Source organism: Dehalobacter sp. DCA (assembly GCF_000305775.1).
In the GTDB taxonomy this organism is placed as follows: domain Bacteria; phylum Bacillota; class Desulfitobacteriia; order Desulfitobacteriales; family Syntrophobotulaceae; genus Dehalobacter; species Dehalobacter alkaniphilus.
Map to the genome: position 1 here is coordinate 2,779,727 of NC_018866.1, position 14,895 is coordinate 2,794,621.

The window sequence follows — 14,895 nt, forward strand, 5'->3', positions numbered from 1 at the left end:
GTATCCTCCAATAATCATCCGATAATCATCCGAATATGGGGGACAAAGGGATGTAATCTTTTGTCCCCATACGTATCCCTTTAGCGGGTAATACTGTCAAGCTTAATAGCTTTCAGACGTTCCTCTGCCTGGGCAAACATTTCTTCAATAATCTCTTTGCAGGTCTGTTCTTTTTTAATCAGACCTGCAATTTGCCCGGCCATTACCGATCCGTAATCCGTATCTCCCTCTTTGACAGCCTTACGCAGCGCACCGGCACCAAGCGTCTCATACTGCTCCAGAGGTGCCCCCGTCCTTTCCAGCTCTTCAAACTGCCGGGTAAGTTTATTTCTGAGGACTCTGACCGGATGACCTGTTGGCCTGCCTGTAACGACTGAATCGATATCTTTAGCTTTCAGGATTCTATCCTTATAATTTTGATGCACGGTACATTCTTCGGCAGTTAGGAACCTTGTGCCAACCTGGACACCGCTTGCACCCAACATAAAAGCTGCGGCAATCCCTCTGCCGTCACCGATTCCCCCAGCAGCAATCACCGGAATATTTACAGCGTCAATCACCTGAGGAAGCAAGGCCATGGTCGTCAGTTCACCGACATGTCCGCCGGACTCTCCGCCTTCCGCCACAACGGCATCTGCCCCTTCCTTCTCCATCCTGCGGGCCAGCGCAACGGAAGGAACTACGGGAATGACCGTAATGCCGTTTTCTTTCCACATTTTAATATATCTCCCGGGACTTCCGGCGCCTGTCGTCACTACTTTTACCCCTTCTTCACAGACGAGATGGGCAATGGCCTCGGCATTCTCACTTAACAGCATGATATTTACGCCAAAAGGCTTGTCTGTCAGAGCTTTGGCCTTCCTAATCTCTTCTTTGACATATTCGACAGGTGCATTGGCCGCCGCAATAATACCGATTCCGCCGGCGTTCGATACGGCCGAAGCAAGTGAGCTGTCCGAAATCCAAGCCATACCGCCTTGAATCAGCGGGTATTTTACGCCCAGTTTATGAAAAAAACCAAAGTTATTCATGCCATTCTCTCCTTCAATTTGTTCGCTTATTTATATAGTCAACCAGATCTGCTACGCTGATTAATTCTTCAAGATCTTCAGTCGGAATTTCAATCCTGTATACATCTTCCAGCTCCATGACAATTTCAAAAATGCTTAGAGAGTCAATTCCGAGGTCTTGCTGGAACTTGGTGGACAACTGAATTTTCTCCGGTTCAGTCTCAAACTGGGAAGCGATAATCCTGCAGATCGTGTCAAAAGACATCATTTACCCCCTATGGTCCATTTAATCAGCATTGCGCCATAGGTAAGCCCTCCTCCGAATCCGACAAGAACGAGCAGATCCCCTTTATGGATTAACTTCCCTTTGGCCATTTCATCCAGGGCAATTGGGATACTCGCACTCGAAGTATTTCCATAATTGGGAAGGTTGACATAAAACTTCGCCTGATCCACCTTCAGCTTTTTGGCCGCTGAATCGATAATTCGCAGGTTTGCCTGGTGCGGTATGATATGGTTAATGTCTTCCAGCGTATAGGGTGTTTTTTCAAGCGTCTTTAAAATGCACTCGGGTAAAATATTGACTGCAAATTTAAAAACTTCCCGTCCGTTCATTTTGGCATACGGGGGCTTTGCTTCCCCGGCCTCAATAAAGATGTTCTTGAGCGGAAGGGCAGGACATTCCAAACATTCACCTTTGCTACCATCAGAACCAATTACTTCAGAAATAATGCCCTGATCTCCTCTTTTGATAACCGCCGCACCCGCCCCGTCTGCAAACAGAACACAAGTGCTGCGGTCTTCCCAGTCCGTTATTTTGGAAAGGACCTCAGCACCAATGATCAGTGCCTTCTGATACATCCCTGTTCTGATAAACTGGGAGGCAATGCTGAGTCCAAAAATAAAACCGGTACAGGCTGCACTGATATCGAAACAAGCTGCCCGGCTGGCTCCGAGACTATTCTGGACAAAACATGCCGTTGACGGGAAAAAATAGTCCGGTGTAACTGTGGCCACAATAATCAGATCAAGCTCCTCAGCTGCAACTCCGGCATCATCAAGCGCTCTGCGGGCGGCTGCAACTGCCAGATCCGCTGTGGTTTCCGTCAGTGAAATTCTGCGTTCTTTGATCCCTGTCCGGGTACGGATCCATTCATCGCTTGTGTCAACAATCTTAGACAGATTATCATTCGTCACCCTGTTTTCAGGAACATAGCTGCCAGTGCCAATTATCTCGACGTCATACATATTTCCAAATTTCCTTTTCTCTCATATTATTTCGTTTATTATCATCCATTACGAATCTTCTGTTCGTTTACCTTTTTCATATATCTTTTGTGTATCTCTTGTTAATGATTAAAGGAATACTTCGAATCAAAAAATTCGGTGAGTTTCTGCAATGATTCGATTAAAATATTCTCCTGTTCCCCTAATCCGAGAAGCATATGCTTGACCATATCCAGATGGAATTTTTCATGAATCCTGTAGGCAAGCTTTCCCCTTCGGGTCAGACTGATCCTGACAATTCTCCGGTCTGCCTCATCCCTTTGTCTGGAAACGTACTCCTTTTTAACAAGGTTATTGATGAAAGAAGTAAGCGCTCCGACAGTGATACCCAAATCGGCGGCAACCTGAGACATTGTCCTATCCTGATACATTCCAATCGCTTCAATCGCATGCAGTTCTGAGATAGACAGATTATTCAATGGTCCTTTCTTAATCTCATTCTGCTCTACATCTAGAATTTGATTAAATGTTCCAATCAGAAGTTCATTTAAAACAGTACGAATATTTGTTTCCAACCTCTCACTTCCTCTCAGCGCATAATCAAAGTTTACCTCATTTTTAATTTGGTTGTCAAATATTTTAGTATTCAAACCAACTTGTACATCTCCTGGTTTAGTCTGAATATTTTTAGAAGGATTTCCACTATCCCTTTATGGATTTTCCTATTTTAGCCTTAAAGACGAAAAAAATTTAAGGTCGGGTTTGTCCTTCTGTCCAGCGGACAGGTAATCCTTTCATACAATGAGAAATGAGAAGAGAAAAAATATCTGCTGGGAGTGAGCTTTCATGACCTGTCCGAAAGGAACAATCTCATATCAGATCAAGCCGGGTGATACTTTTTATAGCCTTGCCCGCAAATTCAATACAACTGCAGAGGCAATTGCATCGGTGAACACAGGAGTAAACCCGAATAACCTGAAACCGGGGGACTTGATCTGCATTCCGATCAGAAGGAGCGTTGTCTCATGTCCGCCGGCGAACCGTTATGTTATCAAAGCAGGTGATACCTTTTCTAAATTAGCCGGTAAATACCACCTTTCAACAGCTTCGCTTATCTCACTGAACCCCGGAGTTGATCCCACGAACCTGCGGATCGGCCAGATGATCTGTCTTCCTGTCAAGAGACGGAGAAGATCCCACTAAGGACTATGTGATCAAAGATATAAGAAGTGACAGAACAAACAGATTCCAGAAGGATTCCACAGCAGCCATGATTTGCGTCCCGCTTTTTTCCGGTGTCACATTAAAAGTTTCCCCCACTGAAATACTACCAATGCTTAAAGAAAGAAACGAAATAAGCTGAGTTACAGGCGTTTTTCCGATTGTTCCGGAAAAGGAAGACGGATAAAGCGTGTAGACCAGATTAAAGAGCAGTGCAAAAAACAAAATGACTGTGATCAGCGGAAGAATAATATCCTTTAGTTTGGCGTCTTTCCTTTCCTCGAGGGTTAACGTTTCGAAGATATAAGTCCCGGCGCCCAGAGAAGCAATGATCGCATAGATATTAACAAAAAAAATAAATTTTGAATATCCTCTGCTGAAACTGCGGCCGTACAAACTAAATCCGACCGTAAGCGCGGCCGCAGCTCCGAAAATTGCCGGCGTAAGCAATATCAGATTGGCCCCGGAGGGAACCGGAGGTTCAAAGAGAGGATGGATGCCGCTATTCCAGCTATTTTGCTGCATAGGACAGCCCCAAAGCTTTCTGGGATTGCCCGGCTGCGGTTGATAATAATAATTTACCGGATTGCTGTGGTTTACGGCATATCTGTAATTAAAGTCATTCGTGTGAGTCACCCCATTCCAAAAAATGATCATGGCAATAATAATATATGCGGCCTCCTTCAATAATTTTCCATTTATGCAAGCCTTATAAAAAAAGACGCCGAGGCGTCTTTAGAAATTTATTGATTTTGCTAACCACATAGTAAATTAATTTTTGTTCATAATAATAAGAAGTATAAACGCCAAAGCTTTAGCGTTAATAAGATACTCGCCCAAGGAGGTGAAAAAAATGGGTTCAATTAAATGTACAGTCACCGAGTGTCATTACAATAAAGATGTCATGTGCGATGCGCCGATGATTCAGGTGAATCATAGCGGAGTCAAGTATACCCAAGGCTCGGAAGAAACACAGTGTGATACCTTCAAACCTCAGAAGTAATGAATGCCAGGCGTATGAAATTCCAGAGCCCATGTTCGCACCATGTCAACGTTAGTATGGTACGAACATGGGCTTTCTATTTTATTGTTTTCTGTAAACCGTTCCCTGAAACATGGCGATGAGATTGTCTTTCTCATCTGTGACTTCAACCAGATAGGTCGCTATTTTCCGGTTTAGGGATACTTCTTTGGCTCTGGCGGTGAGTATTCCCAGACCGGCAGCTTGACAATAGGTAATACTGACATTTACGGCAATTGCCGTACCCTCCCGGGAATTCGACGCTGCAGCGAGTGTCGAATCCGCCAGCGTGAAAATGGCTCCTCCCTGAACGATCCCAAGCGCATTCAAATGGTGCTCGTCTATCTTTAACCTGGCCTCAGCCGTTCCGGCTTCGGCTTTGAGTATTTCTATCCCAACATATTTTGCAAAAATATCCTTACTCATTTCCTCTAATATGTTATCCATTTTGTCATCCTTTCTGCCGAGCCGGCATGAACCAAAGGAAGTTCAAACCAGAAATGGCTTCCCTTTCCCTCTTGACTGTCAAATCCAAGATTTCCGCCCATCAGTTCAATCAATTCTCTGGCAACCGACAACCCAATCCCGGTACCTTCGATTAAATGGTTGATATTCGATGCCCTGAAAAAAGGATCAAATATCTTACCCTGTTCTTCCAACGGAATGCCTAAACCACTATCGATGATGCTGAACCGCAGCCACCCATCAAACTCCTGACAGCTGGATTCAATGATTCCATTATCAAAACTATATTTAATCGCATTCGAAAAAATATTCAGCAGCACTTGTTTCAAACGGATCTGGTCTGCCGCCACACAATAATTCTCACACCCGGAATACGCTGCCGTGATCGCAATTCCTTTCAGATCAGCCAGAGGCTTGACTAAATTGATCGAAGCTTCTACGACAGGTTTTATTTCTACCGGTTTAATCACGACATCAAATTTGCCTGTTTCAATCTTCGCGAGATCAAGGACTTTATTAATCAGGTCAAGTAAGTGGTTCCCTGCTTTATAGATTTCTTTGACACTCTGCTTCTGAAATTCGTTTAAAGGAGCCTCCGTATCGATCTCCAGGAGTTGGGCAAAACCCATAATCGCATTCAGGGGTGTTTTAAATTCGTGGCTCATACTCGAGAGGAATTCCGATTTGGCCAGACTGGCCCGTTCAGCCTCCATCTTGGCTGAAATAAGCGAATTCTCCAGGGCCTTCCTATCGGTAATATTCCTTACGGAGATGGAAACACTATGCCTATCATTGTCAATAAGGGCTATCCGTGCCTGATACCAACGGACGCCTTTTGAAGTGCTCAGGAAATATTCAAATACCTCCGGTTCCTTGCCTTGAATAGCACGACTGATCAAGGTCATGTTGATTTTTGCGGTCTCCTCATCCATAACGGAATAAAAGGAGGAACCAATGATTTCAGCAGCCGGTCTAATCAAAATACTCTGATCATTTGTCCAAGCATTCCGAATGATTCCGGATTCATCTACTTCAAAAATAGCATCATCAATGGATTTCACCAGAGCCTGCAGATTTTCTTCCTTTTTCCTGATTTCAGACTGGTAAACTGTCAGATTGGCATCGAGATGATGCAGCCGTTTACCTAATTGTACGACTGAGACTGCCGTATCCTGCAGCTCTTCAATGAAGAAATCCGGTTGTTCCTGGAGGTACTGTCCTGTGCCGATATCAAGGACCATCTGCTTAATCCTGGTCAGAGGCTCCGAGATCGCCTTGTTTATTCGATGAGCTTTCCGGTAAAACATGATGATAAATATACTATAGAAAATAAGAAGACCTACAATGATAAAACGGCCAATACGGTACAATTGATCACTTAAACCGTTCAGCGTGGCATAGAGCTTTTCTCCCTGACCAGCAATCGACATACCTGATACTTCTTTATGCAGCCAGAAGTGCCCGAGAATGAAAATAGCAATAAGCACCAATCCCATGATGATCAATGGAATGAGTGCTTCGCAAACATAGGTGCGCCAAGTCCACTGGAAAAGCGGTAGCTTTTTCTTTAACTCTTTTGACCTCATTCCAACACCGCCGCCGTTTATTACATTCGATGACCATGGGCAGAACTTGTTATTTATAGATCTCCGTAATTTCCCTGATTACCGGCATAATTTTCAGAAAATGATCGACAAGAGAAGGATCGAAATGTGTGCCTCTGCCTTTTTCTATCTCAGCTGAGGCTTCGTCGATTTCCCACGCCTTCTTGTAAGGACGCTCCGAAATCAAAGCATCAAACACATCACAGATGGCTGTGATTCGTCCCACCAACGGGATCTCCTCTCCTTGAAGCCCGCTCGGATAACCGTTTCCATCCCATTTTTCATGATGATACAGCGCAATCTGCTCAGCAAGCTTAATCATTTCCGCTGAACTGCCGGCCAGGATCTGAGCCCCTTTAACGGTATGGGTTTTCATTTTTTCCCAATCATCAGGAGTGAGTTTTCCTGGTGTCAGCAGTACTTCGTCGGGAATGCCAATTTTTCCAATGTCATGCAGCGTACTGGCATGAAACATTAGTTCACAGTCTTTTTCCGGCAGTCCGAAGGCTTTACCAAGTTCATACGTGTATTTGCTCATTCGCAGAATGTGATTTCCTGTCTCGCTGTCCCGAAATTCTGCGGCTCTCGCCAGCCTGTGGATCAGTTCAACCTGCAAATCTTCCAGTTCTTTTGTTCTCTGGTGGACTTTATTGACCAGTCTGCGGTTGTTCTCTTTGATTTCGTTGTTCAGTAAACGTATTTCCAGTATATTTTTGATTCGCATCAGAACTTCAGCATAATCGAAGGGCTTCCCAATAAAATCTTTGGCGCCGAGCGTCAAGGCTTTCAGTCTGTGCTCCTGATCGTTGTAGGCTGTAATGGCAATGATCGGAAGAAAGTCATCCTCTTTGACTGCATTCAACTGCTCCATTACCTCAAATCCATCAAGGTAAGGCATCCTTAAATCCATTAAAATCAGATCGGGATTATGCTCCCGATATAAGGACAGGGTTTCCCTGGAATCAGTGGTGGACATGATATTGCTGTATCCCGACATTTTTAACAGTTTTTCAAGCAACAAAATATTTACTGAATTATCGTCGACGATTAGTATTCTGGCCCTTGAAATACTATCAGTATTTATCTTCATCCGCCTCCCAATCTTTCACAAATCAACTGCTTATTAATGAGGAAATTTCCGGTCAGCCAGCCACTATATCTTAATATACCTTATTCTTATGGGAAATTCTAGATAAAAAATGTTTATCCTTGGAATCTCTACAATTTTTTCTCTAAAATTTTTGCAGAAAATAGACAAGAACAGATATATTCAATATGATCAGAACAGGGATACCGTATACAAAGGCCTTATGCTTGGTTTTGTGTCGGAAGAAACGCATGGCCAGATAGATCCCCGGAGCACCAAATATCAGTCCTATAAGAAAGAAACGGCGTTCAGAGACCCGTCGGCCTCCCCGTTTGGCCTTATATTTATCCCACCCCATAACGGAAAAACCATAAATATTTACAAGGACAATGTATCCCCATATAAGCCAGATATATTCCATATCTGCAGCCTCCCTTGCTCAGTCAAAAACCATTTATGACCAAAATCATACCATGAATGAGACAGGAAAAAAATACGCAGAGAAATGCTTGGAAAGATATTAGGACTAAATAGGACAAAATATAAAGATTATAGGACAAAACATAAAGATTAATAGAAAAAATACTGAGAAGTTTGAAAAATCAGACAGAATACTTTATACTTTGTTTTGACAATTTGTATTTTTTTAGTTATACTAAGTATTGCTCGTTAATATTTGAGGGATTAGAAGACCTTCTCGACTGCCTCAGGCTCAGGGAAGATGTCGAATCAACTTCCAATGAGGCGGGTAATAAATCTAGGAGGTCATTTATGTATAATGACAAAACACTAAGTTGTAAAGACTGTGGCCGTGAATTCACTTTTTCTGCATCCGAGCAGGAATTCTACGCTGAAAAAGGATTCACGAACGAACCAGGCCGCTGCCCCGAATGCCGTTCAGCAAGAAAAGCACAGAGCAGAAATGGTGGCTATTCGCGCCCTCAACGTGAAATGTTCCCTGCTGTTTGTTCTGCTTGTGGCAAAGAAACCACAGTACCTTTCCAACCTACTGGTGACAAACCTGTTTATTGCCGGGATTGCTACCAACCCCGCTCCAGAAACAACTGGTAATTTAATTGTTATCAGACCCTTCCGGGTATCTTACCCGGGGGGGTTTTTGTTTTTGAGAGCCTATTTATTTTTTATGATTAATTTTTCCATTTTACCCCCTTGACTACCAGATATAGTATCTGTAAACTTTATATAGTACTACTTGTAGTTTACTAACCGGATTTACAGTCCGAATGAATTTTGGAGGTATAAACGTTGCGTAACAATACGGAAGTTTGGAAAAAGTGGCCCAAAGCCAATCTTTCGCCGAATGCCAGAGTTGTCCTGGAACGGAGATATTTGAAGCAGGAAAATGACCAAAAATGCGAGACGCCGGAAGCGCTGTTTTACCGGGTTGCTTCGGTCATTGCCGGCGCTGAAGAAAAATATGGTAAGAATCCGCAGGAAATTCAGGATTTGACCAAAGAATTTTACACCGTCATGGCTAATTTGGAGTTTATGCCGAATTCGCCGACACTGATGAACGCCGGGCGTGACCTTGGACAGTTAAGTGCCTGCTTTGTTTTGCCGGTCGGGGACAGTATGGAGGATATATTTGATGCACTGAAACATGCAGCAATTATACATAAGTCAGGCGGCGGAACAGGCTTTAACTTTTCCCGGCTGCGCCAGAAGAACAGCATGGTGCGTTCCACCGGAGGGGTTGCTTCCGGTCCGGTTTCGTTTATGAAAGTCTTTAATGCCGCTACGGAAGCTGTCAAGCAAGGAGGAACAAGACGCGGCGCCAACATGGGCATTCTTCGGATCGACCACCCGGATATTCTGGAATTTATCAGCTGCAAAGAAGATAACCGGGATATTAACAATTTCAATGTTTCGGTTGCTGTAACGGAATCATTTATGAAAGCTGTGGAAAATGACACGGAATATGACCTAATTGACCCTCACTCTGGAAAGTCGGCAGGCAAGCTCCCCGCCAAACAAGTCTTCGCTAAAATTGTTGACCACGCTTGGCGGAACGGCGAACCGGGCATGATCTTTATTGACCGGATGAGTCGCGATAATCCGACGCCGCATATTGGCGTGATTGAGGCCACCAACCCCTGTGGCGAACAACCCTTACTTCCCAATGAAGCATGCAATCTTGGCTCCATTAATTTAAAGCTTATGGCGGCGGAAAAGGACGGAAAGACCGTAATTGACTGGGAGCGTTTGGGCTATGTCACAAGGCTCGCGACCCGTTTTCTCGATGATGTGATTGATGTCAACCAATATCCTCTTCCCGTAATCGAAGAAATGGTCAAAGGAAACCGGAAAATTGGCCTGGGTGTTATGGGTTTTGCAGATTTGATGATTCTTCTGCAGACATCCTATATTTCCGAAGAAAGTACAGCCTTCGCCGGAAAGATTATGGAATTCATCCGTACCGAATCCCGTATAGAGTCCCAGCGACTGGCCAAGGAACGCGGTACCTTTCCTAATTATCAGGGTTCCATTTATGACGGCAAGATCGAATTACGCAATGCTACACTGACTACGGTTGCCCCGACAGGGACGATATCGATGATCTGCGGTGCTTCCAGCGGCGTGGAGCCGCTCTTTGCCGTGGCCTATACTAAGACGGTCATGGACGGTACGGCGCTGATTGAGGTCAACCCGCTTTTTGAAGATTATGCGCATAAGTATGGCTTTTACTCAAAGGAGCTTATGGCCAAAATTGCCGAACGAGGTAACGTCTTCGGTTTGCCGGAAGTCCCGGAATGGGTGCAGAAGGTCTTTGTTACCGCGCAGGAGATCTCTCCTGAATGGCATATCCGAATTCAGGCTGCTTTTCAAAAATATACGGATAATGCGGTCTCCAAAACTATTAATTTTGCAAATACAGCTACTTGCGAAGATGTTGCCGAAGCGTTTCGCCTAGCCTTTGAGCTTGGCTGCAAAGGAATTACGGTCTATCGGGACGGCAGTCGTGAACAGCAGGTGCTGTCTGCCGGAACGAAAGAAACTGCCAATCCGGCGGTTGATTTCAAAGCCACAGCTGAACCTGAGACGACTGCAAAGCCCAAGACCACCGCTGAATCTGAAACAACCGCTTCTGCACCGATGCCTACCATCAAGCCGAGGCCCCGCCCGCCGGTGACTGTCGGCGTCACTGAAAAGATTAAAATTGGTTGCGGTAATCTCTATGTTAGCGTAAACGCCGATGAAACCAGTATCTGTGAAGTGTTTACCAATACGGGAAGAGCCGGCGGCTGTTCTTCCCAATCGGAAGCAACCTCCCGCCTAATCTCGATCGCGATGCGTTCGGGCATCTCTGTTGATGCTATTATAGAGCAGATCCGCGGAATCCGCTGCCCCGCCTGCATCCGAAGAGAAGGTGTCAATGTCACCTCGTGCCCGGATGCAATCTCGCGGGTAATCAAAAAGTATAAGGATATCGGCGTAAACGGTAATTCTGCGATTATCAATCGCAATAAAACGGAAGAACCTGTCCTTTCGGATGATTTGAAGAAAACTGAAAAAGCCGTAATTAAAAAAGCTCAGGCCGCCGTCGCGATTGACAATGCCTGCCCTGAATGCGGAATGCCCGTGAATCACGAAGGCGGCTGCATGGTCTGCATCCACTGCGGCTATTCCAAATGCGGGTAAAATAACGACTTTTAAAATGCACAGTCATCATTTTCCATTGATGACTGTGTATTTTTTTCTAAAAAATATCAAAAACTACAGGCAGCGAATAATTCTTGGTGAGGTGAATCACGCCATGGCGAAAGACAGACGCAAAGTCAAAGAAGTATTGACAACCAATAACTCGCTTGCTTGGGGTCACCTGAACAACACGCATCCGATGCCGGCAGGCTCGATTGCTTTTGCCAGTCCGCAGGCGATTGGCCGGATGGCTGAAGATAGAAGACGGTACCCGGATAAAGCGTAGCGGAGGAATAGAAAAGTGGCCAATAATAAAAAGAAGGAAACTTTTATGGCGAACCCTGTTGAGAAACATACTACCGCTGCCTGGGACAGCCGCTTTGAAACAAAAAAGCCTGTATCGAATGTAGGCATTCCCGGAGAACTTGAAGTTCGCAATGCCAAAGAATATGTGGATTCCAACGAAAAATAAACAATTTGGGTTAAGGGGCTGTTGCAAACGAATAATAATCATTCGCATGCAGCAGCTCCTTTCCTATTGTTAATTACTTTAATGTAGAAAAATGCTTTTTTCTTGTGAATGATAAACTTTTTTCTTGACAAATAAGTCCTTAAGACATAGTATTTACACTGACTAGTCAGTATAAAATGTAAAGGAGAAAGGAATGACAAACCAAAAAGATAAAGCAATATTTCAGGCTGCACTTCAATTATTTGCTGTCAATGGGTTTGAACGAACGACAATGGAAGACATTGCCTCTCAGGCAAAAGTTGCTAAAGGGACATTATTTTACCGGCACAAAAGCAAAGAAGAATTATTTGTCAGTATGATTCGCTGGACTATCGACCAATTTGTCGCAACGGTTAAAGAATCAGCCGAAAATGTAGAAGGAGCAATCCAACAGTTAGAAAAGTTGATTGAGGTTCAAACAAAGCTTTCCTTTGAACATCCTGAGTTTGCAAAAGTACTTTTAAGCGAAGTTTGGGGAAGACAAGACAGGCAACTCCTGCTGCGTGAAAGTTTAAGAGAATATTTGCAATTTATTGAAAAAATTATTCAAGAAGGAATAGAAAAGAAGGAAATCAGACCTTTGGGCCCGGAACTTCTGGCTGTCTCCATATTTGGCATGACGGCGGCAGCAAGTCTTCGCATCCTATTATCCAATCAGAAGATCTCTTACGAAGCCACCGTAGAAGAAATCAAAGGGTATTGGTTAACTGGGATCAAATTATCAGAAGATCTTTGAAAAAACAATAGAAGCTGCAGTAGCTAATTAGTTATAAATAGCAGTTGGAGGAAATGTCATGGCATTAGAGAAAAAACGTTGGAGAAAACGAGCAGTTATTGCAGCTGTAATCATTCTTCCCCTCATATACAGTGTATTTTTTCTTTCAGCGTTCTGGGATCCGTACAGCAAATTAGAGAAGCTTCCTGTGGCCTTTGTCAATCAGGATCAGGGCGCAGTCATCAATGGTAAGTCAAGAAATTTAGGAAATGAGATCACTGAAGAACTAAAATCCGATGAAAACATCAAATGGGTTTTGACCACGGACGCAGATGCAAAGACAGGAATACAAAACAGAGAATATTATGCTGAAGTTTCGATACCGCCCGATTTCTCAGAAAAAATAGCTTCGGCAGATAAATCAGATAAGAATGAGGGCATCATTATCTATCAACCGGAAGAGAAAAGAAATTTCCTTGCTGTCCAGGTTTTGAACAGAGTCATGCTCGAATTTAAAGATAAGGTTTCACAAAAGGTAACCAAAGAAATCGTCAGTGAAATGACGACCGAAATGAAAACGATTCCTGAGGATTTAACTGAACTGAATGATGGGCTCGGGAAAATATCTGCTGGTTCCAGTCAACTGTCGAATGGAATCAGTGTGCTGAAAAATAATCAGGAAAAACTGAATGCCGGCATCATTGAACTAAATGATGGTTTAAATGCAGGCACCCTGGCGTTTAACAAATTGGCTGAGGGTTCCAACCTGTTTTATGCTAATTGGGCGCAATTTAATATTGGACTGACAACATTGAATGCAAGTCTTACAAAATCACAATCAGGGCTTTCGACTTTCGCCATGAGTTCACTTAGCTTTGCTCAAGGGCTTCAACAATTTGCAAGCGGTTTCGATCAAGCCAAAGCTGGTTCAGCGCAGATATACCAAGGAACAACAGATTGTGCTGCAAATATGCAAAAATACGCCGATGGTATGGGCCAGTACCTGGCAAGCGTTAAAAACTTAACATCTACCGATGAAAGTATCGCTGATTCTCTGACATCATACGTAACAGCACATCCTGAAGCATTGGCAGATAAAAATATGCAGAGTATCTTGGCAACATACAAAAAATCACAAGGCTCCCTGGATCAGCTAAACACTGCTTCTGACACACTGAAAAGCAGCACCGCCACTTTAGTCAGCCGTGCCCAACAGCTGCAGTCAGGAAGTAAACAATTAAATGACGGCATCGCATTGATCGATAGCAAGTCAAAAGAACTCATGAATGGTGCAACGCAATTGGCAAGTGGGGCAAATCAGTTAGGGGCCGGCTTAAATCAGCTATCTGGTGGTGTAGGACAGTTGGCGGAAGGTTCCGCAGAATTGGTAGCTGCGTATCCACAACTAAATTCTGGTATCCAGACGGCTGCCATGGGTATAGCGGCAGCTGCCCAAGGAAGCAGTGAACTGAACGCCAGTGCGGCTAAATTTTCGGATGGCGAACAGCGGCTTCTAAACGGCAGTCAGACCTTGAATGATGGCATCAACGAGGCAAAGACTGCGGTTGCGGATTCAATCACAACAGCAAATGACAAAACGGCGAATCTTGCTGGACTCGACACCTACGCAGCAACACCTGTTGAGCTTAATCAGCTGAGCATTGATCCAGTGCCGAATTATGGAACAGCATTTTCACCGTATTTTATTTCGTTGTCATTATGGATCGGAGCAATCCTCATGCTAATTGTTATTTACCTTGATCCGGAAATCAATTTTGAACGCCGTCTTTCAAAATATCTGCCTGCGGATCCAAGGTTTATTGGATTCTCACTGGTAGCTGCAGTTCAAGCGGTGGCATTAGCTCTTGTTTTACAGCACGGATTGCATCTGGTGGTGAAGAATGTTTTCATGTTTTATGTCGTGTGCATTCTGATTGCTTTATGCTTCACCGCCATTGTGGATTTTTTGATTGCGAACCTCAAGGATGTCGGCAAATTTTTGGCACTTTTTTTACTGATCCTTCAGCTTACGGCTTGCGGAGGAACCTTCCCACTGGAGCTTGTACCGAAATTCTTTGATAACGCATATCCATATTTACCAATGACATACGCAATCAATGCACTTAAAGAAGTAATATCCGGTGTCAACTACAGCTTTCTGTATGAGAATCTGTCCATATTGGGAGGCATCACAGTTATAATTTTTGCAGTAAATCTACTGCTGAGCATCAGAGCAACGAAAAAGCAAAGGGAAAAATCCTCTGTTGAAATGACCGTTGTTTCATAGACAGGAGTTCATCTTCTTTCAATAACCGAAGGGGCCGTTGCAGAACGAATGAAATTAAATTCGTCTGTAACGGCCCCATATATTTCT

General features: G+C 43.9%; 17 protein-coding genes. 8 read left to right on the top strand and 9 right to left on the bottom strand.

Annotated elements, in window-relative coordinates; translation table 11 throughout:
- Nucleotides 1–80: 80 nt before the first annotated feature.
- From fabK to DHBDCA_RS13370, 4 genes are all read right to left on the bottom strand, one after another.
- On the bottom strand, nucleotides 81–1,031 hold the full coding sequence (fabK, locus tag DHBDCA_RS13355) for an enoyl-[acyl-carrier-protein] reductase FabK (RefSeq protein WP_015044754.1): 951 nt from the start codon (nucleotides 1,029–1,031) through the stop codon (nucleotides 81–83).
- A gap of 13 nt (nucleotides 1,032–1,044) precedes the next feature.
- Nucleotides 1,045–1,278: an acyl carrier protein gene (gene acpP, locus DHBDCA_RS13360; RefSeq protein WP_242824921.1), complete on the bottom strand. Its 234-nt coding sequence runs from the start codon at nucleotides 1,276–1,278 to the stop codon at nucleotides 1,045–1,047.
- The gene (locus tag DHBDCA_RS13365; RefSeq protein ID WP_015044756.1) at nucleotides 1,275–2,258 is read right to left on the bottom strand and encodes a beta-ketoacyl-ACP synthase III; all 984 of its coding nucleotides are present in this window, start codon (nucleotides 2,256–2,258) and stop codon (nucleotides 1,275–1,277) included. The genes acpP and DHBDCA_RS13365 overlap by 4 nt, the downstream gene beginning before the upstream one ends.
- 101 nt (nucleotides 2,259–2,359) lie before the next feature.
- Nucleotides 2,360–2,812, bottom strand: coding sequence for a MarR family winged helix-turn-helix transcriptional regulator (locus DHBDCA_RS13370; protein ID WP_193352159.1), 453 nt, complete (start codon nucleotides 2,810–2,812; stop codon nucleotides 2,360–2,362).
- A gap of 271 nt (nucleotides 2,813–3,083) precedes the next feature.
- Between DHBDCA_RS13370 and DHBDCA_RS13375 the strand changes: the two genes are divergently transcribed.
- A complete protein-coding gene (locus DHBDCA_RS13375; protein ID WP_015044758.1) occupies nucleotides 3,084–3,440 on the top strand; it encodes a LysM peptidoglycan-binding domain-containing protein in 357 nt (118 codons plus the stop codon).
- A gap of 3 nt (nucleotides 3,441–3,443) precedes the next feature.
- On the opposite strand, the gene DHBDCA_RS13380 is transcribed toward DHBDCA_RS13375, so the two are convergent.
- Entirely contained in the window at nucleotides 3,444–4,145 is a 702-nt protein-coding gene (locus DHBDCA_RS13380) for a hypothetical protein (RefSeq protein ID WP_015044759.1), read from the bottom strand.
- A gap of 166 nt (nucleotides 4,146–4,311) precedes the next feature.
- Here DHBDCA_RS13380 and DHBDCA_RS15085 point away from each other — a divergent pair, with 166 nt between their 5' ends.
- Nucleotides 4,312–4,461: a DUF1540 domain-containing protein gene (locus DHBDCA_RS15085; RefSeq protein WP_015044760.1), complete on the top strand. Its 150-nt coding sequence runs from the start codon at nucleotides 4,312–4,314 to the stop codon at nucleotides 4,459–4,461.
- An 81-nt stretch (nucleotides 4,462–4,542) separates the two neighbouring features.
- Here the strand turns inward: DHBDCA_RS15085 and DHBDCA_RS13385 are convergent, their stop codons facing one another.
- The 4 genes from DHBDCA_RS13385 to DHBDCA_RS13400 form a co-directional block, all read right to left on the bottom strand.
- Nucleotides 4,543–4,926, bottom strand: coding sequence for a PaaI family thioesterase (locus DHBDCA_RS13385; RefSeq protein ID WP_015044761.1), 384 nt, complete (start codon nucleotides 4,924–4,926; stop codon nucleotides 4,543–4,545).
- Nucleotides 4,911–6,530, bottom strand: coding sequence for a sensor histidine kinase (locus DHBDCA_RS13390; RefSeq protein WP_015044762.1), 1,620 nt, complete (start codon nucleotides 6,528–6,530; stop codon nucleotides 4,911–4,913). The genes DHBDCA_RS13385 and DHBDCA_RS13390 overlap by 16 nt, the downstream gene beginning before the upstream one ends.
- A gap of 49 nt (nucleotides 6,531–6,579) precedes the next feature.
- Nucleotides 6,580–7,638, bottom strand: a complete 1,059-nt coding sequence (locus tag DHBDCA_RS13395; RefSeq protein WP_015044763.1) for an HD domain-containing phosphohydrolase — start codon at nucleotides 7,636–7,638, stop codon at nucleotides 6,580–6,582.
- A 142-nt stretch (nucleotides 7,639–7,780) separates the two neighbouring features.
- A complete protein-coding gene (locus DHBDCA_RS13400; protein ID WP_015044764.1) occupies nucleotides 7,781–8,056 on the bottom strand; it encodes a DUF1294 domain-containing protein in 276 nt (91 codons plus the stop codon).
- Between the two features lie 350 nt (nucleotides 8,057–8,406).
- On the opposite strand from DHBDCA_RS13400, the gene DHBDCA_RS13405 reads away from it, so the two are divergent.
- From DHBDCA_RS13405 to DHBDCA_RS13420, 6 genes are all read left to right on the top strand, one after another.
- On the top strand, nucleotides 8,407–8,706 hold the full coding sequence (locus tag DHBDCA_RS13405) for a zinc-ribbon domain containing protein (RefSeq protein ID WP_021315824.1): 300 nt from the start codon (nucleotides 8,407–8,409) through the stop codon (nucleotides 8,704–8,706).
- A 195-nt stretch (nucleotides 8,707–8,901) separates the two neighbouring features.
- Nucleotides 8,902–11,295, top strand: coding sequence for a vitamin B12-dependent ribonucleotide reductase (locus DHBDCA_RS13410; protein ID WP_015044766.1), 2,394 nt, complete (start codon nucleotides 8,902–8,904; stop codon nucleotides 11,293–11,295).
- A 115-nt stretch (nucleotides 11,296–11,410) separates the two neighbouring features.
- Nucleotides 11,411–11,581, top strand: coding sequence for a hypothetical protein (locus DHBDCA_RS15530; protein ID WP_015044767.1), 171 nt, complete (start codon nucleotides 11,411–11,413; stop codon nucleotides 11,579–11,581).
- A 15-nt stretch (nucleotides 11,582–11,596) separates the two neighbouring features.
- Nucleotides 11,597–11,767, top strand: coding sequence for a CDIF630_02480 family spore surface protein (locus tag DHBDCA_RS15090; protein WP_015044768.1), 171 nt, complete (start codon nucleotides 11,597–11,599; stop codon nucleotides 11,765–11,767).
- Between the two features lie 193 nt (nucleotides 11,768–11,960).
- Nucleotides 11,961–12,542, top strand: coding sequence for a TetR/AcrR family transcriptional regulator (locus tag DHBDCA_RS13415; protein WP_015044769.1), 582 nt, complete (start codon nucleotides 11,961–11,963; stop codon nucleotides 12,540–12,542).
- Between the two features lie 58 nt (nucleotides 12,543–12,600).
- Nucleotides 12,601–14,808: a YhgE/Pip domain-containing protein gene (locus DHBDCA_RS13420; RefSeq protein ID WP_015044770.1), complete on the top strand. Its 2,208-nt coding sequence runs from the start codon at nucleotides 12,601–12,603 to the stop codon at nucleotides 14,806–14,808.
- Nucleotides 14,809–14,895 lie beyond the last annotated feature (87 nt).

Excerpts from the sequence above, each read along its gene's own strand:
- fabK (WP_015044754.1), bottom strand. The coding sequence starts at position 1,031 with ATGAATAACTTTGGTTTTTTTCATAAACTGGGCGTAAAATACCCGCTG.
- acpP (WP_242824921.1), bottom strand. The coding sequence starts at position 1,278 with ATGATGTCTTTTGACACGATCTGCAGGATTATCGCTTCCCAGTTTGAG.
- DHBDCA_RS13365 (WP_015044756.1), bottom strand. The coding sequence starts at position 2,258 with ATGTATGACGTCGAGATAATTGGCACTGGCAGCTATGTTCCTGAAAAC.
- DHBDCA_RS13375 (WP_015044758.1), top strand. The coding sequence starts at position 3,084 with ATGACCTGTCCGAAAGGAACAATCTCATATCAGATCAAGCCGGGTGAT.
- DHBDCA_RS15085 (WP_015044760.1), top strand. The coding sequence starts at position 4,312 with ATGGGTTCAATTAAATGTACAGTCACCGAGTGTCATTACAATAAAGAT.
- DHBDCA_RS13385 (WP_015044761.1), bottom strand. The coding sequence starts at position 4,926 with ATGGATAACATATTAGAGGAAATGAGTAAGGATATTTTTGCAAAATAT.
- DHBDCA_RS13390 (WP_015044762.1), bottom strand. The coding sequence starts at position 6,530 with ATGAGGTCAAAAGAGTTAAAGAAAAAGCTACCGCTTTTCCAGTGGACT.
- DHBDCA_RS13395 (WP_015044763.1), bottom strand. The coding sequence starts at position 7,638 with ATGAAGATAAATACTGATAGTATTTCAAGGGCCAGAATACTAATCGTC.
- DHBDCA_RS13400 (WP_015044764.1), bottom strand. The coding sequence starts at position 8,056 with ATGGAATATATCTGGCTTATATGGGGATACATTGTCCTTGTAAATATT.
- DHBDCA_RS13405 (WP_021315824.1), top strand. The coding sequence starts at position 8,407 with ATGTATAATGACAAAACACTAAGTTGTAAAGACTGTGGCCGTGAATTC.
- DHBDCA_RS15530 (WP_015044767.1), top strand. The coding sequence starts at position 11,411 with ATGGCGAAAGACAGACGCAAAGTCAAAGAAGTATTGACAACCAATAAC.
- DHBDCA_RS13415 (WP_015044769.1), top strand. The coding sequence starts at position 11,961 with ATGACAAACCAAAAAGATAAAGCAATATTTCAGGCTGCACTTCAATTA.
- DHBDCA_RS13420 (WP_015044770.1), top strand. The coding sequence starts at position 12,601 with ATGGCATTAGAGAAAAAACGTTGGAGAAAACGAGCAGTTATTGCAGCT.